Consider the following 23,047-nt stretch of genomic DNA (forward strand, 5'->3'; position numbering starts at 1 on the left):
GAGTTTCCTCGTCACGCTTGGCTTTTTGTTCAGTTTTCAAGGAACAACTTCCTTCATTTTCGTCATCCGCAAAACGTCTCGTTTCGCGTCGGAATTTCGTCGTCGCTTTCTAACAGCGACTTTATTAATATACCACGCTGCCACTTTAATGTCAACAACGTTTTGCGATTTTTTTGCCGCCAAAAACGGCATTTATGCGAAAAGTTCATCGCAACCATTTTCCGAGCGACGTTTAATAATTTATCATGCCTTATGAAAAAGGTCAACACCTTTTCGCAAACTTTCCGGGAAATAATTATGCCGCGTGATGTGTTATAATGACGGACAGGAGGAATTAAGCATGTATTGGAAACAATCAAGTAAGATCAACCGTATTCGCACGTTTGCGCTGAGCCTTGTCTTTATCGGTTTCTTCATTATGTATCTCGGGATTTTCTTTCATTCGTACGCATGGGTCATGTACACGCTGATGATTCTCGGGTTTTTCGCTGTAATCGGGAGTTCATTTGTCTATGCATGGGTCGGAATGCTTTCCGCAAAGGCCGTGATCGTCGAATGCCCGAATTGTGGAAAGGCGACGAAGATTCTCGGCCGCGTCGATATGTGTATGAGCTGCCGGGAACCGTTGACGCTCGATAAAAACTTGGAAGGCAAAGAACTCGATCCGAAATACAACCGAAAAAAATACACAAAAAAAGCCGGCAGCCGAAAATAAGGCCCCGGTTTTTTTATACGGAGCGGCAAATGGCACCGGCAATATTAATGGGCGGATTCCTTCGCTTGGCAGTTCGGACAGACGCCGTATACCTCCATGCGGTGGTCGCCGACTTTGAAACCCGTGACATGTTCAGCCAACGTTTCCACTTCGTCAAGACCAGGATAAAAGAAGTCGACGATTTTGCCGCATTCGTTACAGATGATATGGTAATGATCACTCGTTACGTAGTCAAAGCGGCTCGACGCATCACCGTACGACAATTCCTTTACGAGTCCTGCATCTTTAAATACGCGCAAGTTGTTGTACACCGTAGCTACGCTCATATTCGGAAACCTGCCCTCGAGCGCCTTGTAAATCTCATCGGCAGTCGGATGGGAAAGCGATTCGATTAAATGTTCCAATATGGCATGACGCTGCGGGGTTATGCGGACACCGGAACCTTTCAAGGTCGAGATAGCTTCCTGTAAGCGATTCTCGGACATAGTCACACACCTCGCTAATAATGAAAGACGCTGTGCGTCATTCAAGAAGTTAAAAATAAGAAAGAAGATTGGTGTAAATTTGTTCTTTCTTCTTAAAAAATGATTCTCTTATTAAAATCTTTCTAATCAAAGGTTACTTTCAGTTTACAAGGTGGGACAAATGGTTGTCAATCAATGCCCTTCCGCAGGTTCCTCATGCAGCACCGTTTCCGACTCCCCCGTCTTCACGTTTACGTATCGTGCAGCGACGAACAGAAAGTCGGACAATCGATTTAAGAAAGAGAGCACGAGCGGGTTAATCTCCTCTCGGATTTCCGTTGCTTTCCTTTCCGCTCTTCTCGCGACCGTCCGGGCGGCGTGCAAAGAAGCAGCAGCCTCCGTGCCGCCGGGCAAGATGAATTTTTTCAACGGCGGAAGTTCCTCGCTCCACGCGTCAATCCACGTCTCCAGAAAGGCAAGATGGTCGTCGTTAATCGGCCAATGCACCTTTTTTCCCGAAGGTGTGGACAACTCCGCTCCGGCGTGAAACAAAAGCGTCTGAACTTGGTGAAATACGTCGAGGAACTGCTTCCGTTCGGGAAAAGCTTGCTCAGGAATGCGGCTTAAAGCGACACCGATCATCGAATTGGTTTCATCGCACGTTCCGTAAGCTTCGACGCGTACATCGGATTTCGGAACCCGTTTTCCATATAAAAGGGATGTCGTCCCCTTGTCTCCGGATTTCGTGTAAATTTTCATCATTAATACCCCCGATCGTAATCGATAACGTTCCAGAAATCGCTGCCCTTCGAAAGATAGACCTTTAAGTTATGTTCGAAAATTTCAAAAGCACGGTGCTGATACATCGGCGTCGTTGCCGACAAATGCGGCGAGATCGTTACCTGTTCCATATCCCAAAATGGATGGCGGGCCGGAAGCGGTTCCGTTTCGAAAACATCGAGGACGGCATGAGCGATTTCCCCATCGCGAAGAGCCTTCTCCAAGTCTTTTTCGTTGATCGTCCGGCCGCGGCCGATGTTCATGAACACGGCATCATTTTTCATCGTTTGAAAATGTTCGTATTGTAAAAATTGATGCGTCTGCTCGGTATGCGGAAGTACGGAAACGACGAAATCCGCTTCTTTCAGACCGTCTTTCACATCGTCGTTCTTGTACGTACGGTCAAAAAATTCCACCGCACGGCCGTCGCGGTTGACCCCGATCGTCGTCATCCGAAAAGCTTTTGCGAGTCGGGCAATTTCGCTCCCGATGGCTCCCGTGCCAATGACAGCTAACGTTTTTCCCGTGATCTCACCCATTTTTATTTTATCATCCCAAACGTGCTGCCGTTCATTCTCATACCACGTTTTTGCCTTTTTCACCGTTTGAATAAACATACCGATCGCGTATTCCGCCATCGGAATTTTATGAATGCCTCGCGCATTCGTCAGCATGATGCCCTTTTCTTTCAACGCTGGCAACGGCATTTCATCAATGCCTGCCGAGATCACCATGACCCATCTCAGTTTCGTTGCCTTCTCAAGCAGCACACCGTTCAAGTCTTCCCCGTATGTAATCAAAATATCGGCGTCGGCCAGTTCCGGTTCCGCTGCTTCCATTGACTGATGAAAAGAAAAATCGACGTCCGGGTATGTTTCCTTCATCCGCTTCTGAATGGAACGGCGAATTTGCCCTGAAGAGAGCACAAGCATCCGGTCACCTTCTTTCTTATGTATGAAAGATGCACGGGCTCGCCGAGCCCGTACACCGGGAAAAGAGGAGGTATGCTGTATTGTATGCCGCCAACCGGCGCCCGTATGGCCGGATATCTTTAGGCAAGCTCCTCTTTAATGAAGGAAAGAGCTTCATCCACATGTTCCTTCACCTTCACTTTGCGCCATTCTTTGGCGACATTTCCTTCCTTGTCAATGACAAAAGTGGAACGTTCGATTCCCATGTATTCTTTCCCGAAATTGTTCTTCAACTTCCAGACGCCGTACTTTTCAGCGACCTCATGATCTTCGTCGGCCAACAACGTGAACGGCAAGTCGTATTTGTCAATGAATTTCTCGTGGCTTGCAACCGGATCGGGACTGACGCCGAGAATGACGGTGTCGAGATTTTCGAATTCTCCGTGACGATCCCTGAAATCACATGCTTCCGTCGTGCATCCCGGCGTATCATCCTTCGGGTAAAAATAAAGCACGACATGTTTCCCTTTGAAATCCGAAAGCGATACTTTCTCACCGTTACTGGCCGGCAATGTGAAATCCGGCGCCTTTTGACCTGTTTCAACACTCATTGTCAAGTAACCTCCTTAATGAATAGAAATGACGATTTTTCCAAATTGCTCAGCTTCCTGCAAACGCTTGAACGCGTCATGAATAGTTTGCAATTCAAATGTTCGGTCGATGATCGGCTTTATGTCGTGCCGTTCCACGAAATCAAGCATCTCGTGAAATTCTTCGGCGCTGCCCATCGTCGACCCGAGTAAATTGTACTGACCGTAAAAAAATTCACGCAAATTCAACGACACTTGATCACCTGCGCTCGCACCAAAGACGACCATTGTACCTCCCGGCTCAAGTACATCCAAAGAACGTTGGAACGTCGCCGCCCCGACACTATCAATGACTAATGCAACCGTCTCCTCTTTCAAGGCTTCGCACCAGTCTTCATCATTATGCAAACAAATGTCGGCGCCGATCCGGCGCGCGGCTTGCAGTTTCTCCTCGCTGCGCGAGCTGACAACAACTTTCGCGCCGGCCGCTTTTCCCATTTGCAGCAAGAAAGTAGCCACGCCGCTGCCGATTCCCGGGATAAATACGGTTTGCCCCGCTGCCAGTTTCCCCCTCGTAAACAAGGCGCGGTAAGCGGTGAGCGCACCGAGCGGCAGCACGCCGGCTTCTTCCCACGATAACGAGGCCGGTTTAGCGACTACATTTTTCGCCGGCACGATGACGGATTCGGCAAAGGTGCCATCATCCGGCAGTCCGAGAATTTCAAAGCCTTTCGGCGGGGCAGGAGCATTGTTCGGCCATCCAAGGCCGGGATTGATAATGACTTCCGTGCCTGCTGTAACGGATTCAACGCCTTCACCGATTTCTTCGACGATGCCGGCGCCGTCGGAGCCGAGGACCACCGGGGGATCTTCCGGTTTATGACGATTCGGAACAAACAAATCACGGTGATTGAGCCCTGCTGTCTTAAGGCGCACTTTCACCTCGCCGATTCCCGGTTTTCGATCTTCGACTTCCGCCGCACGTACACCGTCCATTCCCGACTTTCCGTGATGAACCACCGCCTTCATTCCATTCCCTCCTTCGTTAGTCAATGTCTTTGATTCCTATGCTATACTGTCAATAGAAAATGCACAAGCCACGCGCGTTAGGAGAGCATCCATGTTTAACTTCGATAAGCTTGCCAAACGGTTAAAAAATCATGAACGCAACATTCTCGGCCACGAAACCGCCGTTCGGTCGGCCGTCTTGATCCCGCTTGTCAAAAAAAACGGTGAATGGCACGTACTGTTCGAAGTCCGTTCGCAGCTCTTGAAGCGACAGCCGGGTGAAATCTGTTTTCCGGGCGGAAAGGTGGAGAAAGAAGAAAGCGACGCGGCTGCGGCCGTGCGAGAAACTTGCGAGGAGTTACGCATCCAGCCGGCAGCGTTGGAAGTGCTCGGCTCGCTTGACATTCTCGTGCAGTCCCCCTTCTTTTTCGTTTATCCTTACGTCGGCGTTATCGAAGACCCCGCGGAAATTGATCCGAACGAAGAAGTCGAAGAAGTGTTCACCGTCCCAATATCCTGGCTGGCCGAACAAGAACCCGAACTGCATTACCTTGAGATGAAAATAGAACCCGATCAAAATTTTCCGTTTGACTTGATCCCGAACGGAGAAAATTACAACTGGCGCCGGCAACGAAAACCGGAATACTTTTACCGATATGGAGATTACGTCATCTGGGGGCTGACCGCCCGCATTCTTGTTCATTTTCTGAATCTGGCAAACCAATAACCATACAGAAACGTTTGGGAAACCTAGAGGATTACCCCCGGAATGACTGAACGATCTCCTATTCCATTAATGTAGAAAGTTTTCAGTTAAAGGGCCGTCTCGGCTGGATTCCCCACTTCATTCCATTTTTTCTGATCCCCTTCTGCAATTCAGTCATCGCCCCCGTGAACCATCCTTCTTTCTTCTTTAGACGAATGTAACTTTCGTGCAAACGCACCATCCGCGAACCCTTGCATCTGTTCCCATATTGTCTCTCATGATACACTGATAGCGGGAAACCATGACGAAGATCGGGGGTACGATTATGAATTTTGCAAAATCTGAAGCTCTATATGCGGAAGCACAAGAATATATCGTCGGCGGCGTCAACAGTCCTTCGCGTGCCTACAAAGGAGTCGGCGGCGGTACGCCGGTATTTATGGAAAAAGCAAAAGGCGCTTATTTCTGGGACGCGGACGGGAATCGTTACATCGATTATCTTGCCGCATACGGGCCGATCATTACCGGACATGCCCATCCTCATATTACAGAAGCGATTCAAACAGCGGCAGAAAACGGGGTGCTTTACGGCACACCTACGGCGTTGGAGAGCAAGTTCGCGCGCATGCTGAGCGAAGCGATTCCTTCATTGGAAAAAATGCGTTTTGTAAACTCCGGTACGGAAGCCGTGATGACGACGATCCGAGTGGCCCGTGCCTATACCGGCAGAGAGAAAATATTAAAATTTGCCGGGTGTTACCACGGGCATTCTGACCTTGTCCTCGTTGCCGCTGGTTCCGGCCCGTCGACGCTCGGCACGCCGGATTCGGCCGGGGTCACAAAAAACACCGCAGAGGAAGTGATTACGATTCCGTTCAACGACCCGGCGGCTTTAAAAGCGGCGATGGAACGCTGGGGCGACGAAATTGCCGCGGTCCTCGTCGAACCGATCGTCGGCAATTTCGGCATCGTTGAGCCGGAAGACGGCTTCCTTGAAGCGGTAAACGAAACCGCGCACGAAGCGGGAGCGCTCGTCATTTATGACGAGGTAATCACCGCGTTTCGCTTTATGTACGGCGGCGCGCAAAACTTGCTCGGGGTTGAGCCGGACATGACGGCGCTCGGCAAAATTATCGGCGGCGGGCTGCCGATCGGCGCGTACGGCGGCAAGCAGGAAATCATGGAGCAAGTGGCGCCGCTCGGGCCGGCATACCAGGCTGGAACGATGGCGGGGAACCCGGCGTCGATTTCGGCCGGCATTGCCTGCCTCGAGGTGCTGCGCGAAGAAGGCGTTTACGAAACGTTCGAGCGGCTCGGGAGCAAGCTGGAAGAAGGGATTCGTGACGCAGCGAAAAAACACGGCGTGCCGGCAGCAATCAATCGCCTGAAAGGGGCGTTGACGGTTTACTTTACGAGGGAAAAGGTAAAAGATTACGAGGGTGCCGAGCGCAGCGACGGCCAGCAGTTCGCCTCCTTTTTTCATCATATGTTGAGGCGGGGCATAAATTTGGCGCCCTCGAAGTATGAAGCATGGTTCTTGACGACGGCACATACCGAACAAGATATTGAAACGACCATAACCGCCGTTGATGAGAGCTTTGCCGCGATGACAAAAGATTGAGGAAAGGAAATACATTGCGAACATGAAACTTGGTGCACGTTTATTGAAAACGGGAGCGGCCATTGCCGTCTCGCTCTGGATTGCCTCGGCTCTCGGCCTCGAACCTCCCGCCTATGCGGCGATCGCGGCCATTGCCGCGATCCAGCCTTCCATTTACAAATCTTATCAATCGATCGTGACCAACGTCCGCGGAAGCTTAATCGGCGCCGTGGTCGCCTCACTGTTTTATTTTTTGGTCGGCAATACTCCGTTCATCATCGGACTCGTCGTCGTCATCGTCATGGCGGTGCAGTTGAAATTCAAAACGGACAGTTCGATCACGCTTCCTGCCGTCACTGTCATTGCGATCATGGCTGGCACTCCGACCGGTCACTTTCTCGTATATGCATTTAAGCGGCTTTCGTTAGCGCTTGTCGGAGCTGGTTCGTCTTTTGCTGTCAACCTTTTGTTCGGTCCGCCGAAATTCGAAGTTCGGCTGTTCCGTCAAATCGTCCATAACAGCGAAGAAATCATCAAGTCGCTTCGACTAATTTCACGTCACGAAACTTCCGATGCCGTATTGAAAGAAGACTTGCACATCTTTCGCGAAAACCGGCAGAAAGCCGAACAGCTTTATGATCTTTTCAAAGAAGAAAGGACGCTCCGCCCAAAGCAGCAAATTGGAAAGGGGAGAAAACTCGTCCTGTTCCGACAAATGATTCAAAGCAATCAATTGGCGCTCGAAGTGTTGCGCAGCCTCCATCATAACGAAAATGATTTTCGCCGCGCTCCTGACGTGTTGCGCTTGCAAATTCGCGAACAATTGGAATGCTTGATCAACTTTCACGAACAACTGCTGTTAAAGTTTTCAGGCAAGACGCGTACCGATGTACCGACGGAATTGACCGGATTGATGGATGAAAATCGCTCTTCCTTATCAGGAACGTTTATGGCTTATTACGAAAAGGAGCAAGAAAAGGAGAGACATTGGCTTCATCTGTTTCCCGTAGTCGCGTCGATCATTGAATATCAGGACCATTTGAATCATCTCGACAAACTGATCGACCCGTTCGTCAATTACCATAAAGAAGCCGATGCGGCCGATTGGCAGGCGATGCAATGAAAAACCCGTCCTCATTTTGGACGGGTTTTCGTGTTAGTTTTTCATTCTCGGATCGAGCGCGTCTCGCAACCCGTCCCCGATCAAGTTAAAGCCAAGAACCGTCAACATGATCGACAAACCTGGAAAAATAACGGTCCACGGGGCTTGCTCGATGTATTTCGAAGCGTCGGCAAGCATTGCCCCCCACTCCGGATGCGGAGGTTGCGCGCCGAGCCCGAGAAAGCCGAGCGCTGCGGCATCAAGAATCGCCGTACCGATGCCGAGCGTAGCTTGTACGATGATCGGCGCGAAACTATTCGGCAAGATGTGATGAAACAAGATGCGGGAATCTTTCATTCCGATCGACCGCGCCGCCATTACGAATTCTTCTTGTTTCAGGCTGAGCACGCGCGATCGAATCAAGCGGCCGAATCGCGGAATATTGATCGTCGCGATCGCGATCAATGCGTTTTGCAAGGATGGACCGAGAACGGAAACTATCCCGATCGCCAGCAAAATACTCGGAAACGCCAGAATAATATCGAAGATTCGCGAGATCAACGTATCGACGAATCCCCCGTAAAAACCGGCGATGATTCCAAGAAGGGAACCGGAGACGATCGAACCGAGTACGGAGAAGAAACCGACCCAAAGCGAGATTCGGGCTCCGTAAACAATACGATCGAAAATGTCCCTGCCGAAATCGTCAGTTCCGAGCCAATGTTCCGCGGACGGGGCTTGTAATCGATCTGCCAATTGTTGATTGTTGAATCCATCAGGCGCAATGACTCCGGCGAAAACGGCCATCAGAATGAAGAATGCGATGATAATCGAACCGGTCATCGCTAACTTGTTTTTCTTGAAGCTTTTCCAAATTTCCTGAATCGGGGAGATGACTTTTTCTTCCGCTTCCGCAGGAGGAATCGGATCTTTTTGTTGCGCTGTCACTTCTGTCTGAACCAATGGATTTCCTCCTCTTCCACTACTTGTACTTGATTCTCGGGTCGATGGCGGCATAAAGCAAATCAACGATTAAATTGATGAGCACGAAAATCGTCGCGATCACCAATATGCCGGATTGAATGACCGTATAATCTCTCGCTGTAATCGCATCGTATATATACGTCCCGATTCCCGGCCAACCGAAAATCGTTTCCGTCAAAATCGCCCCGCCGAGCAGCAACCCCGATTGCAGGCCGATGGTCGTCAACACCGGAATAAACGCGTTCTTCAATGAATGCTTGTAAACCACCCAAAACATTTTGACGCCTTTCGCCCTCGCCGTCCGAACGTAATCGGAGCGCATAACTTCCAGCATGCTCGATCTTGTCATTCGGGCGATGATCGCCATAGGAATCGTTGCAAGGGCTACACCAGGCAAAATCAAATGTTTCACCACGCCCCAAAATTGTTTCAAGTCACCGCGTATGAGCGTATCGATTAAATAAAAATGCGTAATCGGATCAATCGGATGACGGATGCTCGTCCGGCCGACGGACGGAAGCCAATGCAATTTCAACGCAAAAACGAGTTTTTCCATATCGCCGAGCCAAAAAATCGGCATGGATATGCCCACCAAAGCAATGACCATGGCGATATAGTCAAACCAGGAGTTTTGAAACCAGGCGCTGATGATGCCGGCATTAATGCCGACTACGACAGCAATGACCATCGCAAAAAAGGACAATTCCGCAGTCGCGGCCAAATGCCCCCATATTTCTTGATTGATCGGTTCTCGTCTTTTCAGGGATTCACCGAGATCTCCGTGCAACAAATCTCCGATGTACTGAAAATATTGAATGTACCATGCTTGATCAAGTCCGAGTGCATGCCGCAGCTTGCGAATTGCGCTCTCGGTAGCCTGCTGACCCAAAATAACTTGAGCGGGATCGCCGGGGATCATTCGTATCAAAAAAAACACGATGAGCGACATTCCGATTAACACGGGAATCAGCATGAAGATACGGCGGATCGAATAAGCAAACATAGATGTTCTCACCTCTTCATTTACAGTAGACGCCTTGATGTAAGAAGGGGAGTGCTAGGACTCCCCCGTTCATTTCTTATTCAAAATACACGAACGACAAGCGGTCAGACCCTGTCGGATGCGGCTTGAAGTTCTTCAAGCTTGCTTTGCCCGCCAATGCCGGCGTCGAGTGAACGATCGGCACCCAAGGCGGATTTTTGTGAATGATTTCTTGGGCTTGCTTGTAAAGCTGGATCCGCTTTTGCTGATCCGTTGTTTTTTGCGCCTCAACGAGAAGTTCATCCAACTGCTTATTGCTGTAACGGGTGAAATTGTTTCCGCCAATGCTGTCGGAAGAAAGTAAGGTATACAGAACATTATCGGCGTCACCGTTATCCGAAGTCCAACCGAGCAAGAATGCATCGGCTTCTCCCTTTTGGGCTTTTTCCAAATAGGTCGCCCAATCGTAAGAGACGATTTTTGCGTCAATGCCGACTTTCTTTAAGTCCGATTGAATCGCGACGGCGATTTTCTTACCGTCCGGCATGTACGGACGCGGAACCGGCATCGCCCAAAGTTCCATTTTAAATCCGTCCGGATAACCGGCTTCTTTCAATAGCTGTTTTGCCTTTTCCGGATCATAAGTGTATGGCTTAAGGTCGCCGTTGAAAGCTTCGAAAACCGGAGGCAGCGGACTAACAGCCACTTTTGCCTTCTCCGAATAGAAAGCTTCGACGATCTCTTTCTTGTTGATCGCATAGTTCATGGCCAGACGAACCTTCTTGTTGTCGAACGGTTTTCTCGTGACAGTCATCCCGAGGTAGCCGATGTTCATCGACGGGCGCAAGAACACTTGCAAGTCCTTATCGTTTTCAACCGTTTGAATTTCGTTCGGATTCAAGCCTTCCATCAAGTCGATTTCGCCGTTCTGCAATGCCGTGAGGCGGGCATGGTTGTCGGAAATGACTTTGTAAATGACAGTGTTAAGTTTCGGATATCCGTCTTTCCAATAATTTTCGTTTTTCTTGATCGTAATCGTATTGTTCGGCTTCCATTCGACAAACTTGAACGGTCCTGTACCGACCGGGTGCTTGCCGAAGTCCTCGCCCCATTTTTCCACGGCTTTCGGGCTGGCGATCGCAAACGGCGACATCGCCAAATCTTTCAAGAACGGCGCCAAAGGACGTTTCAAAGTAAATTTAACCGTGTAGTCGTCGACTGCCTCTACGTTGGCGATGACACTCTTGTCTTTGTAACCGCCGAACATCGAAGGATAATAAGCGAATTTGCCTTCCCCGTTTTTCCAACGCTTAAAGTTGAACACGACAGCGTCGGCGTTAAAGTCGGTTCCATCCTGGAACTTGATGCCTTTCTTCAGATGAAACGTGTACGTCAAACCGTCTTCGGAAATCTTCCAGTCTTTAGCTAAACCGGTATCAACGATTTCTGTGTTTTGTTTGTCGTAATTGAAATTGACAAGCGTTTCGAAAATGTTTTTCGTAACCATGAAAGATTCGCCGTCGGTTGCCTTTGCGGGATCAAGCGTAACCGAGTCGGAGCCGCGTCCAAATACGAGAACGTCTTGAGTGCTTCCTCCATCGCCGCTTCCGGAACCGGAATTGTTGTTGCCTTCCGAGCTCGAATCTCCGGACTGGTCAGATCCGCCGCAGCCGGCGAGCACGAGGGACAACGCCATGAAAATCGTTACAAGTAACCCAAATGCTTTTTTCAAAATGTTTCGCCTCCTGAAAATTTAGTTAATATCGGATGATGAAGATTCGTTAAACAAATGACAAGCGACATAATGTCCCGGTTCATCCTCTTTCCATTCGGGCTGTACCGATCTGCATATATCCATCGCTTTCGGACAGCGTGTATGGAAAGCGCAGCCTTTCGGTGGATCGGCGGGACTCGGCACATCTCCTTCAAGAATGGTTCGATTGGATTCGTGATCCGGGTCGGGGATCGGAACGGCCGACAACAACGCCTGCGTATAAGGGTGTTTCGGATGATCATACAGCTTTTCACTGTCCGCCATTTCGACGAGCCTGCCAAGATACATGACACCAACCCTGTCGCTGATGTGCCTGACGACTCCAAGATCATGCGCGATAAAAATATAAGTAAGATCAAATTCTGATTGCAAATCTTTCAACAAATTAAGAACTTGCGATTGTATCGACACGTCAAGCGCCGAAACCGGTTCGTCGGCGATGATGAGTTTCGGTCTCACCGCCAAAGCGCGCGCGATGCCAATACGCTGACGTTGCCCTCCGCTGAACTGGTGAGGATACCGTTTTGCGTGGTAACTGCTCAACCCTACTGTTTCAAGCAGCTCAACGACTTTCTTCTTGCGTTCTTTTGCATTCCCGATTCCGTGGACCTTCAACGGTTCTTCAATGATTTTCTCAACCGTATGGCGCGGATTTAACGACGCGAACGGGTCCTGGAAAACCATTTGAATGTCCCGGCGGATTTTCCTCATTTGCTCTTTCGACAAATCCGTCAACGACACTTCGTTAAAAACGATTGAACCGTCGCTCGGTTCGATTAGCCTCAGCAACATTCTGCCGGTTGTCGATTTCCCGCAGCCGGATTCACCGACGAGTCCAAGCGTTTCCCCTTTTCGCAATGAAAAGGAAACGCCGTCGACCGCTTTCACGTCGCCGATCTTTCGACCGAAGACACCGCCCGTAATCGGAAAATATTTCTTCAGATCGTCAACTTTCAACAGCGTCTCGCTCATTTGTCGGCTCCTTTCTCTCTTCGTGAAGGAAACAACGCACCTTATGCCCGTCTTCAGTCGTGAGCAGCTCGGGGTCCTTATCTCTGCACCGGTCGAAGGCGTATTCACATCTCGGCGCGAAATGACATCCTTGTTTCAAAGTTCCGGGCTTTGGAACGTTGCCGGGAATCGAATACAGTCGGTCACGCCTGTCTCGCATGTCGGGTACCGAGCGAATAAGCCCTTCCGTGTACGGGTGCTGCGGGTTTTTGAAAATCGTCGCGGTCGTGCCTTCTTCGACGATTTTTCCGGAATACATGACAACAATGCGGTCGCACACTTCTGCGACCACTCCGAGATCATGTGTAATCAACACAATCGAAGTATCCATTTCCCGGTTCAGACGCTTCATTAAATCGAGAATTTGCGCCTGAATCGTTACGTCCAAAGCGGTCGTCGGTTCGTCCGCAATAAGCACTTCGGGTTCGCAAGCCATCGCCATTGCAATCATGACTCGCTGACGCATCCCGCCGGATAGTTGATGCGGATATTCGTCGACAAGCTGTTCCGCCCGCGGCATGCCGACCAATTTTAAAATATCGACGGCTTTCTTTCTCGCTTCCTTTTTTGAAACCTTCTTATGTAGCCGAATTCCTTCGATCAACTGATCGCCGATGGTAAACACCGGATTCAACGAAGTCATCGGCTCCTGAAAGATCATCGCGATTTCGTTGCCGCGGATTTGTCGCATTCGCCGTTCGGAGGCTTTCGTCAAATCTTCGCCCTTGAACAGGATTTCGCCGCCGACGATCTTACCTGGAGGCGATGGGACGAGTCCCATGATCGACAACGACGTCACACTCTTCCCGCAGCCCGATTCTCCGACTATTCCGAGAATTTCGCCTGGCTTCACGTAAAAATCAATATTATTGACGGCGGGAATCTCCCCGTCATCCGTGAAAAACGATGTTCGAAGACCTTTCACATCGAGAACCGAATCGGTCATTCTGTCACCCCTTTCCCAAGTTGTAATGATCTCTGATGCGGGCAGGCAGGCATATTCACACAACTACCAATTTTATGCCTGTTTTATATTATTACATTGTTTTTACGCATTGACAATAACTAAAATTTACAACTGGGACAATAAAGATAATATTAATACAATTGCGCGAACAAAAAAAGTGAGGACGCCCTCACTTTTCCAATTAGATGTCGAGTTGTTGCACTTGAAACAACTGATAATAACTCCCTTTACGGCTCATTAATTTTTGATGAGTTCCGATTTCGGTTATTTGCCCGTTTTCGATCACGACGATGCGATCGGCATGCGTTATCGTGGACAGTCGATGTGCGACAATGAAAGTCGTTCGGTTTCTCGCCAAATCTTCAAGCGCTTCCTGAATCAAATGCTCGCTTTCCAAATCGAGGGCAGACGTCGCTTCGTCCAGAATGAGGATCGGCGGATTTTTCAAAAACACCCGGGCAATCGCTACTCGTTGTTTTTGACCACCCGATAATTTAACGCCGCGTTCGCCGACTTTCGTTTCATAGCCGTTCGGTAATTTCATGATAAATTCGTGTGCATTCGCCGCTTTCGCTGCTTTCATAACGTCTTCGTCGGTCGCGTTTGGATTTCCCATTTTGATGTTGTCTTTCACTGTTTCACTGAACAAGATATTATCTTGCAGCACGATCCCAATTTTGTCACGAAGACTGCGCACTTTCAACAAACGCAAATCGTGGCCGTCGAGCAGAATCCTCCCCCCGGTGACGTCGTAAAAGCGGGGTATTAAATTCACGAGCGAAGTTTTCCCCCCGCCGCTCATGCCGACAAGGGCAATTGTTTCCCCCGCACGAACGTTGAGCGAAACGTCTTTCAGAACTTCGTTTTCCTCGTCATTGTACTTGAAAGAGACATGATCAAAAGTAACGTCACCCTTCACAAAATCTAGCGATTTCGCGCTTTTTGCGTCTTTGATATCGTAACGAACGTCGGAAAATTCAAAAATCCGATCCATCGAGGCCAACGACTGCATGAGAGCGGTCGAAGATGTCATGATCCGCCTCAGCGGACTGTAAACCCTTTCCATATACCCAAAAAAAGCCACCATTGTGCCGATCGTCAAGTCACCGGTCAACACAAAATAAGCTGAAATTGAAATGACGACGAGCGGAGCGAGGTCGGTAATCGTATTCACGGACGCATGCGTTTTTGCATTCCACGACGTTTGTACAAGCGCTTTGTCTAAAAAGTTGCCATTCCTTTTGTCAAATTGCGTCTGCTCGAAATCTTCGAGAGCAAAACTGCGAATGACGTTCATGCCTTCCACCCGTTCATGAAGATGTCCTTGCACTTCAGCGAGCGCTTGAGAGCGATCCCGCGTCAACTTTCGCAAACGTCCGAAAAAATATTTCACGGAGATGCCATATAACGGGAATAAAATAACGGCGGCAACCGTAAGCCAAACATTCATGAACAGCATGATCACGATGGCGATCGAAATCGTGAACAAGTCGAGCCAGATGTTCATCAATCCGGTCATTACGAAAGTTTTCGTTTGTTCCACGTCATTAATGACCCGTGAAATGACTTCGCCTACCTTCGTATTTGAGTAATATTTTAAGCTGAGTCGTTGGATATGGTCGAATAAATGCCGGCGAATGTCGTATAAGATTTTGTTGCCGGTCCATTGGGCATAATATTGCCGATAATATTCGATCGGCGGCCGCAGAACGACAAACACAAAAAAAGCGCCGCCCATCAACCAAAACAATCGGGTGAGCTTCGCGTGTTTTGTCAACTGATCCGCAGTAATGATGTCGTCAACGACATATTTTAAAATCAGCGGCAACATCAACGGAATGCCGAATTTCAAAATACCGAAAGCCATGGTAATCACGATTTGCTTCGTATACGGTCTTACAAATGTCATGTAACGTTTAATGCTTTCCATGCCGAGCCTCCTTGATGAAAACGAACCATCTTAGTGCGTGCCATTATGTTCGTTGTTGCAAAAATCGCTCATACCATTTCTCGACGAACTCCGCCTGAAAGGGGCCTTTGCGCCCGTGAATCCACGAAATCAGTTCATTGACGTGCGAGCGTAAGATGCGGTCGAGTTTCAACGGATAGTTCATCTTTTTTCGGTGAAGCGAATATTCATCTTCATCGAGCAGTTTGAATGTAAAATCGGGAAACACCTTCACGTCGAGGTCATAATCAATGTATTTCAAGGCTTCTTCATCCCAGGTGAACGGCGACCCGAGATTGCAATAATAGTGGGTTCCCGTTTCCCTAATCATGCAAATAATGTTGAACCATTTATGAGCACTGAAATAAACAATCGCGGGTTCCCTCGTTCGCCACATGCGGCCGTCAGCTTCGGTCACGAGGATTCGGTCGTTTCCTCCAATGACCGTTGAAGGCGTTCCCTTCAAAACAACCGTTTCTTCCCAAGTGCGATGAAGCGTTCCGTCATGTTTGTAGCTTTGAATTTCAATTCTGTCTCCCTTATGCGGAAACGCCATTGGCTCACCCCGATTCAGTCTTGTTTTATTATAACGCTTTGCCGGACAAAATTTAAAAGAAATGATTGCAATGGAAAAAGAACTCCCTGCCGATGCAGGGAGCTGTGGTATCGGTGATTCTTAAGATCTGCGTTGCTGCTCGTTTTGGCGAGACATCTGGTTTTGGCGTCTCACTTGCTGCGCATCCGTTTCCGTCGAAAATTCGGTTGTGCCGTATTCACGATTTACGGACATGCGGTTCGGATTTTGCTGAGCCTGTTGCTGTGAACGGGCATTTTGCGCACGAACCTGCTGAGCATTCGTTGCAGATTGGTTTTGTTGTTGACGGTTAGCCATCAATAATCACCTCCACAACTTTAATTTGCTCCGTTTGATCAAGGATTATGTACCTCGAAATACAGGTGTGCATGACGGCCGCAGCGAGGATTGAATGCCGCCAGGCAATGCGGGCAAACATAACCGCAGCCTTGATATTCAGCAATCGTCAAGCGGTGTCCGCAGCTTCCGCACAACACTGCTTTTTCCGAATCGGAACCGCTTGGCCAACGTTCCGCTCGGTGATCCGCACATGCCTCATGACATTCGTAGCACGGATAAAACGTACGACAACATGGAAATTTGATCGCAATGATGTCCTTTTCTGTATCATAATGCTCGCATCTAGTAAAGGCGTCGATGACTTTGCCTTTGACCTCAATCCCATGAATGTTCACGGCAATCCCCCGATCCGATATATTAAAAATTCGACCTCGATTGGCCGCCGTCGACGTTAATCGTTGCTCCGCTCACCCACGATGCCTTTTCGAAAGCAAGAAATTCAACAACGTCGGCAACTCCTTCCGGCCGTCCGAACCTTCCTCCAGGAATTTCATCCCGCACGAATTGCTTAATTTTCTCAAGTCGTTTCTATCAATTCCTGGTTGCATGAAGAATCGCTCCAGGAGCAATGCTTCCCGCACCCTTCGCTTTCATCACTCCCGCGGCACTCCTGGCGAAATCAACGGAACTGTAAAAGTTCAGTTCCATCGTTTCCTTGTAAACCGGAACGTCTATTCCGTGCTTCGATCCCTCTCGATCCTCCTGTGACGAGCACGCATTTTTTCGCAAGCCCCATGTCCATCGATTCACCTCTCCGTGATCATGCGAATAATTTTTTGATGCGATACTGGAAACGGGTATTTCTCTAACATTGAACTTCCGCAAAAGAGATGTCCCTCTTGTTGAACGGTTCCCTCCACGGTGCCCCGATAAACGGACATTTCCCATTTCAAATGCGAAAAAACGTGTTGAATGTTTCGCAAACGGTCATGAAGTTCAACTTTCAATTCATACATCTCGCACATCTTTTGCGCCAATTGGGCTTTTTTGTTCAAAGCGGTATCGACTTTGAACGCCGGAAATTCCCACATGCCCCCGAGCAACCCGGTTTCCGGCCGCCGCCGAATGAGCCATTCCCCGTTTTCGTTCTGAACCGCGGCAACGGCAATCGTTTCAACTTTCGGCGCTTTGCTCTTGCTTTTCACAGGAAGTTCCGCCTGACGATTTTCCTGAAAAGCTTGGCAATGCTGGCGAACCGGGCAAAGTAAACATTTCGGCGACTTCGGGGTACAAACGGTAGCCCCCAGTTCCATCAATCCTTGATTAAAAGCGGATGGATCGTCTTCAGGAATGATCGCTTTCACGACCTGCTCGAAGTACTTTCTCGTCTTTTGCTTCGCAATGTCATCCTCGACAAGCAACACCCGGGACAACACGCGCATGACATTGCCGTCGACAGCAGGCTCGGGCTTTCCAAAAGCTATGCTTAGAATCGCTCCGGCGGTATATGGTCCGATTCCTTTTATCGCCGAAATTTCATCCGCCTGATCGGGTACGCGAGAACCGTATTTGGCATGAACCTCTCTTACGCCGGCGTGTAAATTTCGCGCACGCGAATAGTATCCGAGCCCTTCCCAATGTTTGAGCACTTCTTCTTGATCGGCGTTGGCGAGTGATTCGATTGTCGGAAAACGAGTAATAAAACGGCGAAAATAGGGAATAACGGTATCAACCCGCGTTTGTTGCAGCATGATTTCGGATACCCATATTTTATAAGGATCTCGGTCTTCGCGCCAAGGCAGCGGCCGTTGTTGTTGATCGAACCACGAAGTCAACCGTTGGGCGAATTTATTTTTTTCGATCGTGTCGAAACCTTTTTTGTTCACTTCAGACGCCCCCGTTGTTAATATAAAAATAAACACGTGATAAACCTGTTCGTTACGGAAAGAATAAGGAGGACGTACAGCCCTATGGATACCGGTACCCATGTCGTGATGGGAGTCGGGTTAGGCGGACTGGCGATGCTCGATCCCGTCGTCGCCCACTCTCCGGCCGCCGAACAAACGGTGTTTGCTGCGACGTTGATCGGTTCGCTCGCACCCGATTTCGATACGATTTTCAAATTGAAGGATAATGCCGTATATATTAAGCAGCACCGTGGGTTTTCCCACTCATTGCCGGCCCTTCTGATCTGGTCGTTGTTGATCTGGGGAACATTGGTTTTGTTCAACCCCGTTCCTTCCGAGCTTCACCTTTGGTTATGGTCGCTGGCCGCGGTCTGCCTCCATGTGTTCGTTGATTTATTTAATGCCTACGGAACACAGGCATTGCGGCCGTTCTCACGGCGGTGGATTGCTTTCGGGATCATCAACATTTTCGACCCGGCGATCTTTTTTCTTCATGCCGCGGGCATCGCCTTTTGGGCGTTGGGTCTCTTTCCGCCCGGCCCTACGTTTTTGGCGGTTTACACCGTGCTTTTCTTTTATTATTTTTGGCGATACTTTGCCTACAAGCAAGTGCAGGAGCGCGTCATCTCGCAAGTTCCCGACGCCGAATACGTTAATTTGTCACCGACCATCCGTTGGACGCAATGGCATGCGTCCGCTAAGACGCCTGACGCTTTCTATGTGTTGCAAGTAAGCCGCAACGAAGCCGTTACGCTCGACCGATTTAAACCAAAACCTTTCTCGGAGATCCCGAAGCAAGTGCTTGAAGATGAAAACGTACGGGCGTTTCTTAATTTTTCGCCGATTTACATTTGGGATGAAACGGAATATCCCGATCTTCGCGAAATTCGACTTGTCGATTTAAGATACCGGAACAGAGCGGGACATTATCCTTTCGTCGCGATCGCGTTGCTTGACGAGCAAGACCATGTGGTGAGTTCGTTTACCGGCTGGGTTCACAGCGAGCGGAAGCTGCAAAAGAAACTGGAATTGCAAATGGACGTGAATTGAAGTTTCCACTAATTCTCGCGCATCGCCTCGCGCCATTCCTTCCATAATAAGAATACCGATTGAGGAAGGAGGTCACGCTTTCATGCGAAACAAAGCCAAGAACTTTCCCGATCGGATTTCATTATCCGGCGAACCGAGAGCAAAAGATGAATTTGCCTCGAAACGCGCAAACGGAACGACCAACACTCATCCGCGTGAACGGATGTTTGAATCGAATCGAACGCACCATCGGAAAGACTAATTCACAGTCCAACCCCTCTGTTGAAAGCAGGCGTTCATGCCTGCTTTTTCTTCAACAGCGAGATGGGAAATGCCTGCTTTGTTTTGCTCCCTTCTTTATAACCCCAGGCAAACGTGCCGTTCAAGTAATCGATCACAAAACGAGAACCTGGGTCTCCTTCGATCTCATACGTTTCTCCCGGTTGAAATTCGCTCGGATCCAACATATACGCCTTCGCCATCGTCATTTTCCTCTGAAGAACCGCAAATTCATTCACGATGCCGAGCCGTTCGGCTTTCCTTGCCTTTTCCGACAACTCCGCGATTTCATCTTTCAATTCTTGAACTGTCATTTCCGAATACCGTTTATCCATGCGCTTTCCTCCATAGCGAAACCATTCTCATTAAATTATCTTACAGCGCATGCCCATTTTCAATCCAAAACCTTTGCTTACGACTTCAACTGCCTTTGACGCCGCACGGAATGTACGGGAACTTCATCGATTGACCATCTATGTGCAATTAGGCGAATTAAAAAAAATTTACGGAAAGCCCAGATGCCTTCGAGCCTTCGATTCAATAACGAAATGAGCGCCCGCTGGAGCGCTCATTTCTTCATTTCATTATTATGGGTTAACTGTGATCCGTCCTTCAATCGATTGGTCGATCGGTTGCGGTTGATTTTCGATATAATGCACCGTCGCTTCGAGATCGATCGGACCGTACACGGCATTCGCGGCTTCGGTCAAAACCGTGTATCCGTCTCCCCCTTTGGCGAGAAACGCATTCGCGGCGATCGTGTAGGTTTCATCCATAAGAATCGGCGTTCCGTCAGGCAACGTAAGTTCAACGACTTTGTCGCCGACAGGTGCGTCGGGATCCCACGCATAATGAAAGCCGGAAATTTGCAGCATGCCGATCGCACCTTGCCATTGCTGCTCGAGCAATGCTTTCAATTGCGCACCAGTAATTTCTTTTTGAATCAACTGATTACCGAACGGTTGAATTGTGAACAAGTCTCCCCAAGTGATTTCGCCGGCTTCTAAATTATGGCGAATGCCTCCTTCGTTCATGACTGCAAAATCGGAGCCCATCGCCGCTCGGTGGGAGTCGGCAATCAAATCGCCGAGCGCGGATTCGCCTGCCGGTGACTGCTCTTCCGTAATGTCTTCGGCAGCAACACCGACAACGCGTTCCGTGTAGGTTTCGACTTTCTTTTTGTATCCTTCGACCATTTGCAAAATTTCCGGATCAGGCTGAACTCTTTCGTGGTCGGTTAAAACGATTTCGGCCGATTTAGCCGCGACATCCTTCGTTCGCGGATCAATTTTCAACTGGACGTCGGCAATCGATGTGCCGTACGAATACGTTTCAACGATTAGTTTATCGTCGACCACTGTATTGGTGTAATGATTGTTGTGACCCGCAAAAATGACATCGACGTCATCATTGATGCTGCGAGCGATTTCCGTTGCGCGTCCGCCGGGATTCGTGCCGTCGAGGTCCGAAGATGCAGATACGTGTGCAAGCACGACGATCGCATGGACACCTTTCTCATGAAGGGCGGCAACCGCTTGGTTGATCGCTTCGGCTTCGTCAATGAATTCCACACCGTCCGTTCCGCCCGGCGTGACGATTTTCGGAGTTTCCGTCGTGACCACGCCGATAAACCCAATCGGCATCCCGTTCACTTTTTTCACAAGATAAGGAGGCAAAATCGGTTGACCCGTTTCCTCATCAACCACATTCGCCAGCACGTACGGAAAATTCGCTCCTTCAAAATCACCCGTGAGCGGGCTGTATCCACCGTTAATCAAACGCAGCATTTCTTCGACGCCTTCATCAAATTCATGGTTGCCTGCAGTTCCGACGTCAAAACCGAGTTCATTCAAAATTTCGATCGTCGGCTCGTCCTGCATGAGCGCGGAAATCGGCGGGCTTGCGCCGACAGCATCGCCTGCATGCACAAGCAGCGTGTTTTTGTTTTGCTGTTCGAGTTTTTCCAAATAGGCGGCAAGATAAGCGGCACCGCCCACCTCTTTCCCGTCGATTTCCCGATACTTGTTCAGCTGTCCGTGAAAATCGTTAATGCCGAGCAGCTGCACCGGTATGTAACGATGCTTCCAATTGTCATTCGGATGATGACCGTTTCCCGCCGCAAAAGCCGGCAAGCTTGAGAAAACGAGCATCGTTGCGATGCACAACACAATCTTGCTGAAGTTCTTCATACGCTCTCTCCTCTACATTTTTTGTCGCATTTTAGTATAACAGAGGCGCATAAAGACTTTGGTAATGTTTTATAAAATAGGATGAAGGTCCCGCTTCAATCTTCAGATTGATATTCCCGAATGAACTTCTCAATCAGCCCGAAATCAAAGCCTTTTCGATATAAAAATTGCTTGATCTTCTGCTCGGCTTCCCAGCCATCAGCCGGTCCATACTTGCGCAGTGCCTTCTCCCCCTGCAGCACGAGCGCCTCCCATTCCTGATCGGCGTCCTTCTCAAAAGCCGCCTCCCGCAGCGCCGCTTCGATCACCTCGCGGGAAAACCCATTCCCCGCGAGCGTCTGCGCAATCAGCCGCTTCGTCTCCGCCGTCGACTTCCGTCGATGGCTCCTCGCCCGCTTCTCCGCGAACCGCGCCGCCGCCTCCACTTGTTCTTCGAACGCGTAGTCGTGCGCCGCTCGCTCCGCGAGCTCCTCGCTCACGCCCTTCTTCGCCAGCTCGCGCTTGATCGCCTTCGGCCCTTTCGCCGACGTTCGTTTCCTACTGGAAACGAACGCCTTCGCGAACTCCGTATCGTCGATGAACCGGTTCTCTGCGAGACGCCGAACCACTTCATCAACGACTTCGCCGCTCACGTCCTTTTTTTGCAAATAATCGCGAATCTCCTGTTCCGTTCGCATCCGGTACGACAAGAAGCGCAGCGAACGGTTGTACGCCTTCTTAATCTCATCTTCGAAAAGGATCGATTTCATTTCCCGTTCATCGATTTCTTTTCCTTTCGAAAGCGCAAACGCCACAAGCACGTCCGCGCTGACGCCGAACGCGAACTCTTCGCCTTGCCCGCGATCCACATAAACATTGAAGCGTTCACTGTCCTTCTTCTGAGTCGTAATCCGCGTAATTTTCGCCATCGGGAACCACCTCGCTTCGTCATTAATCGTCATAGGTCTCTGCTGCCATTTTAACACAGCGAACAAATGATCGATTACCACATTCCCGTTTTTTTCGGTAAAATGAACGTATACGGAGGTGTTACAGGATGAAAAAGCAACCGATCGATCTCGGGCATCGCATCCATCTCATTGACGGCTATGACTTGAACATGCCCGGACGAACAGGCACTTATGTGATTCAAGAGGAACAGCTGACTCTCATCGAGACAGGGCCGAGCCCTTCTGTGCCGTACATATTGGCTGGTTTAAAAAATCTCGGGCTGGACCCGGCGGACGT

General features: G+C 49.4%; 26 protein-coding genes. 7 read left to right on the forward strand and 19 right to left on the reverse strand.

What is annotated here, in order from left to right; all coding sequences use genetic code 11:
- Nucleotides 1-340 precede the first annotated feature (340 nt).
- Nucleotides 341-715 carry a YgzB family protein gene (locus VFK44_10120; protein ID HET7628731.1) on the forward strand — a complete coding sequence of 125 codons (375 nt, stop codon included), beginning with the start codon at nucleotides 341-343 and terminating at the stop codon, nucleotides 713-715.
- Nucleotides 716-759: 44 nt separating this feature from the next.
- On the opposite strand, the gene perR is transcribed toward VFK44_10120, so the two are convergent.
- From perR to VFK44_10145, 5 genes are all read right to left on the reverse strand, one after another.
- Nucleotides 760-1,200: a peroxide-responsive transcriptional repressor PerR gene (gene perR, locus VFK44_10125; protein ID HET7628732.1), complete on the reverse strand. Its 441-nt coding sequence runs from the start codon at nucleotides 1,198-1,200 to the stop codon at nucleotides 760-762.
- A 171-nt stretch (nucleotides 1,201-1,371) separates the two neighbouring features.
- Complete coding sequence (locus tag VFK44_10130) at nucleotides 1,372-1,938, reverse strand: cob(I)yrinic acid a,c-diamide adenosyltransferase (protein ID HET7628733.1); 567 nt, start codon at nucleotides 1,936-1,938, stop codon at nucleotides 1,372-1,374.
- 2 nt (nucleotides 1,939-1,940) lie between these two features.
- Nucleotides 1,941-2,891, reverse strand: a complete 951-nt coding sequence (locus tag VFK44_10135; GenBank protein HET7628734.1) for a D-2-hydroxyacid dehydrogenase — start codon at nucleotides 2,889-2,891, stop codon at nucleotides 1,941-1,943.
- A gap of 119 nt (nucleotides 2,892-3,010) precedes the next feature.
- Nucleotides 3,011-3,481, reverse strand: a complete 471-nt coding sequence (gene bcp / locus VFK44_10140) for a thioredoxin-dependent thiol peroxidase (protein ID HET7628735.1) — start codon at nucleotides 3,479-3,481, stop codon at nucleotides 3,011-3,013.
- A 15-nt stretch (nucleotides 3,482-3,496) separates the two neighbouring features.
- On the reverse strand, nucleotides 3,497-4,489 hold the full coding sequence (locus VFK44_10145) for a zinc-binding dehydrogenase (protein HET7628736.1): 993 nt from the start codon (nucleotides 4,487-4,489) through the stop codon (nucleotides 3,497-3,499).
- A 91-nt stretch (nucleotides 4,490-4,580) separates the two neighbouring features.
- Here VFK44_10145 and VFK44_10150 point away from each other — a divergent pair, with 91 nt between their 5' ends.
- The 3 genes from VFK44_10150 (at nucleotide 4,581) to VFK44_10160 (ending at nucleotide 7,897) form a co-directional block, all read left to right on the forward strand.
- The gene (locus VFK44_10150) at nucleotides 4,581-5,195 is read left to right on the forward strand and encodes a CoA pyrophosphatase (GenBank protein HET7628737.1); all 615 of its coding nucleotides are present in this window, start codon (nucleotides 4,581-4,583) and stop codon (nucleotides 5,193-5,195) included.
- Between the two features lie 304 nt (nucleotides 5,196-5,499).
- On the forward strand, nucleotides 5,500-6,795 hold the full coding sequence (locus VFK44_10155; protein ID HET7628738.1) for a glutamate-1-semialdehyde 2,1-aminomutase: 1,296 nt from the start codon (nucleotides 5,500-5,502) through the stop codon (nucleotides 6,793-6,795).
- Nucleotides 6,796-6,817: 22 nt separating this feature from the next.
- Nucleotides 6,818-7,897 (forward strand): aromatic acid exporter family protein, encoded by a 1,080-nt coding sequence (locus VFK44_10160; protein ID HET7628739.1) that lies wholly within the window; start codon nucleotides 6,818-6,820, stop codon nucleotides 7,895-7,897.
- Between the two features lie 33 nt (nucleotides 7,898-7,930).
- On the opposite strand, the gene VFK44_10165 is transcribed toward VFK44_10160, so the two are convergent.
- The 11 genes from VFK44_10165 to mutY form a co-directional block, all read right to left on the reverse strand.
- The gene (locus VFK44_10165; GenBank protein HET7628740.1) at nucleotides 7,931-8,839 is read right to left on the reverse strand and encodes an ABC transporter permease; all 909 of its coding nucleotides are present in this window, start codon (nucleotides 8,837-8,839) and stop codon (nucleotides 7,931-7,933) included.
- A 19-nt stretch (nucleotides 8,840-8,858) separates the two neighbouring features.
- Nucleotides 8,859-9,863 carry an ABC transporter permease gene (locus VFK44_10170; protein ID HET7628741.1) on the reverse strand — a complete coding sequence of 335 codons (1,005 nt, stop codon included), beginning with the start codon at nucleotides 9,861-9,863 and terminating at the stop codon, nucleotides 8,859-8,861.
- Nucleotides 9,864-9,939: 76 nt separating this feature from the next.
- On the reverse strand, nucleotides 9,940-11,538 hold the full coding sequence (locus VFK44_10175) for an ABC transporter substrate-binding protein (GenBank protein ID HET7628742.1): 1,599 nt from the start codon (nucleotides 11,536-11,538) through the stop codon (nucleotides 9,940-9,942).
- 57 nt (nucleotides 11,539-11,595) lie between these two features.
- Nucleotides 11,596-12,588 (reverse strand): dipeptide ABC transporter ATP-binding protein, encoded by a 993-nt coding sequence (locus tag VFK44_10180; GenBank protein HET7628743.1) that lies wholly within the window; start codon nucleotides 12,586-12,588, stop codon nucleotides 11,596-11,598.
- Complete coding sequence (locus VFK44_10185) at nucleotides 12,563-13,573, reverse strand: ABC transporter ATP-binding protein (GenBank protein ID HET7628744.1); 1,011 nt, start codon at nucleotides 13,571-13,573, stop codon at nucleotides 12,563-12,565. The genes VFK44_10180 and VFK44_10185 overlap by 26 nt, the downstream gene beginning before the upstream one ends.
- A 202-nt stretch (nucleotides 13,574-13,775) precedes the next feature.
- Nucleotides 13,776-15,524 (reverse strand): ABC transporter ATP-binding protein, encoded by a 1,749-nt coding sequence (locus VFK44_10190; protein HET7628745.1) that lies wholly within the window; start codon nucleotides 15,522-15,524, stop codon nucleotides 13,776-13,778.
- Nucleotides 15,525-15,567: 43 nt separating this feature from the next.
- Complete coding sequence (locus VFK44_10195; GenBank protein ID HET7628746.1) at nucleotides 15,568-16,098, reverse strand: DUF402 domain-containing protein; 531 nt, start codon at nucleotides 16,096-16,098, stop codon at nucleotides 15,568-15,570.
- Between the two features lie 120 nt (nucleotides 16,099-16,218).
- Nucleotides 16,219-16,434, reverse strand: coding sequence for a gamma-type small acid-soluble spore protein (locus VFK44_10200; GenBank protein ID HET7628747.1), 216 nt, complete (start codon nucleotides 16,432-16,434; stop codon nucleotides 16,219-16,221).
- A gap of 38 nt (nucleotides 16,435-16,472) precedes the next feature.
- Nucleotides 16,473-16,811: a CHY zinc finger protein gene (locus VFK44_10205; protein HET7628748.1), complete on the reverse strand. Its 339-nt coding sequence runs from the start codon at nucleotides 16,809-16,811 to the stop codon at nucleotides 16,473-16,475.
- Nucleotides 16,812-16,833: 22 nt separating this feature from the next.
- Nucleotides 16,834-16,989, reverse strand: a complete 156-nt coding sequence (locus tag VFK44_10210) for an SDR family oxidoreductase (protein ID HET7628749.1) — start codon at nucleotides 16,987-16,989, stop codon at nucleotides 16,834-16,836.
- A 233-nt stretch (nucleotides 16,990-17,222) separates the two neighbouring features.
- A complete protein-coding gene (gene mutY / locus VFK44_10215; GenBank protein HET7628750.1) occupies nucleotides 17,223-18,302 on the reverse strand; it encodes an A/G-specific adenine glycosylase in 1,080 nt (359 codons plus the stop codon).
- An 84-nt stretch (nucleotides 18,303-18,386) separates the two neighbouring features.
- Here mutY and VFK44_10220 point away from each other — a divergent pair, with 84 nt between their 5' ends.
- Together VFK44_10220 and sspK are read left to right on the forward strand one after the other, a co-directional pair.
- The gene (locus VFK44_10220) at nucleotides 18,387-19,373 is read left to right on the forward strand and encodes a metal-dependent hydrolase (GenBank protein ID HET7628751.1); all 987 of its coding nucleotides are present in this window, start codon (nucleotides 18,387-18,389) and stop codon (nucleotides 19,371-19,373) included.
- A gap of 82 nt (nucleotides 19,374-19,455) precedes the next feature.
- The gene (gene sspK, locus VFK44_10225; protein ID HET7628752.1) at nucleotides 19,456-19,614 is read left to right on the forward strand and encodes a small, acid-soluble spore protein K; all 159 of its coding nucleotides are present in this window, start codon (nucleotides 19,456-19,458) and stop codon (nucleotides 19,612-19,614) included.
- A gap of 34 nt (nucleotides 19,615-19,648) precedes the next feature.
- Here sspK and VFK44_10230 read toward each other — a convergent pair whose 3' ends face one another.
- The 3 genes from VFK44_10230 to recX all read right to left on the reverse strand — a co-directional run bounded on the left by VFK44_10230 (nucleotide 19,649) and on the right by recX (nucleotide 22,728).
- Nucleotides 19,649-19,966 (reverse strand): YfhH family protein, encoded by a 318-nt coding sequence (locus VFK44_10230; GenBank protein HET7628753.1) that lies wholly within the window; start codon nucleotides 19,964-19,966, stop codon nucleotides 19,649-19,651.
- Between the two features lie 252 nt (nucleotides 19,967-20,218).
- Nucleotides 20,219-21,820 (reverse strand): 5'-nucleotidase C-terminal domain-containing protein, encoded by a 1,602-nt coding sequence (locus VFK44_10235; protein HET7628754.1) that lies wholly within the window; start codon nucleotides 21,818-21,820, stop codon nucleotides 20,219-20,221.
- A gap of 95 nt (nucleotides 21,821-21,915) precedes the next feature.
- Entirely contained in the window at nucleotides 21,916-22,728 is an 813-nt protein-coding gene (gene recX / locus VFK44_10240; GenBank protein HET7628755.1) for a recombination regulator RecX, read from the reverse strand.
- A 128-nt stretch (nucleotides 22,729-22,856) separates the two neighbouring features.
- Between recX and VFK44_10245 the strand changes: the two genes are divergently transcribed.
- On the forward strand, nucleotides 22,857-23,047 hold a 191-nt coding region (locus VFK44_10245), incomplete at its 3' end, for an MBL fold metallo-hydrolase (GenBank protein ID HET7628756.1).

The sequence above is a fragment of the Bacillales bacterium genome, from assembly GCA_035700025.1.
In the GTDB taxonomy this organism is placed as follows: Bacteria; Bacillota; Bacilli; order Bacillales; family DASSOY01; genus DASSOY01.

Coding starts and splice junctions, on each gene's coding strand:
- VFK44_10180 (HET7628743.1), bottom strand. CDS start 12,588: ATGAGCGAGACGCTGTTGAAAGTTGACGATCTGAAGAAATATTTTCCG.
- VFK44_10190 (HET7628745.1), bottom strand. CDS start 15,524: ATGGAAAGCATTAAACGTTACATGACATTTGTAAGACCGTATACGAAG.
- VFK44_10200 (HET7628747.1), bottom strand. CDS start 16,434: ATGGCTAACCGTCAACAACAAAACCAATCTGCAACGAATGCTCAGCAG.
- VFK44_10185 (HET7628744.1), bottom strand. CDS start 13,573: ATGACCGATTCGGTTCTCGATGTGAAAGGTCTTCGAACATCGTTTTTC.
- VFK44_10150 (HET7628737.1), top strand. CDS start 4,581: ATGTTTAACTTCGATAAGCTTGCCAAACGGTTAAAAAATCATGAACGC.
- VFK44_10130 (HET7628733.1), bottom strand. CDS start 1,938: ATGAAAATTTACACGAAATCCGGAGACAAGGGGACGACATCCCTTTTA.
- VFK44_10195 (HET7628746.1), bottom strand. CDS start 16,098: ATGGCGTTTCCGCATAAGGGAGACAGAATTGAAATTCAAAGCTACAAA.
- VFK44_10120 (HET7628731.1), top strand. CDS start 341: ATGTATTGGAAACAATCAAGTAAGATCAACCGTATTCGCACGTTTGCG.
- VFK44_10230 (HET7628753.1), bottom strand. CDS start 19,966: ATGGATAAACGGTATTCGGAAATGACAGTTCAAGAATTGAAAGATGAA.
- VFK44_10135 (HET7628734.1), bottom strand. CDS start 2,891: ATGCTTGTGCTCTCTTCAGGGCAAATTCGCCGTTCCATTCAGAAGCGG.
- recX (HET7628755.1), bottom strand. CDS start 22,728: ATGGCGAAAATTACGCGGATTACGACTCAGAAGAAGGACAGTGAACGC.
- VFK44_10235 (HET7628754.1), bottom strand. CDS start 21,820: ATGAAGAACTTCAGCAAGATTGTGTTGTGCATCGCAACGATGCTCGTT.
- VFK44_10155 (HET7628738.1), top strand. CDS start 5,500: ATGAATTTTGCAAAATCTGAAGCTCTATATGCGGAAGCACAAGAATAT.
- sspK (HET7628752.1), top strand. CDS start 19,456: ATGCGAAACAAAGCCAAGAACTTTCCCGATCGGATTTCATTATCCGGC.
- VFK44_10220 (HET7628751.1), top strand. CDS start 18,387: ATGGATACCGGTACCCATGTCGTGATGGGAGTCGGGTTAGGCGGACTG.
- VFK44_10175 (HET7628742.1), bottom strand. CDS start 11,538: ATGGCGTTGTCCCTCGTGCTCGCCGGCTGCGGCGGATCTGACCAGTCC.
- VFK44_10170 (HET7628741.1), bottom strand. CDS start 9,863: ATGTTTGCTTATTCGATCCGCCGTATCTTCATGCTGATTCCCGTGTTA.
- bcp (HET7628735.1), bottom strand. CDS start 3,481: ATGAGTGTTGAAACAGGTCAAAAGGCGCCGGATTTCACATTGCCGGCC.
- perR (HET7628732.1), bottom strand. CDS start 1,200: ATGTCCGAGAATCGCTTACAGGAAGCTATCTCGACCTTGAAAGGTTCC.
- VFK44_10160 (HET7628739.1), top strand. CDS start 6,818: ATGAAACTTGGTGCACGTTTATTGAAAACGGGAGCGGCCATTGCCGTC.
- VFK44_10145 (HET7628736.1), bottom strand. CDS start 4,489: ATGAAGGCGGTGGTTCATCACGGAAAGTCGGGAATGGACGGTGTACGT.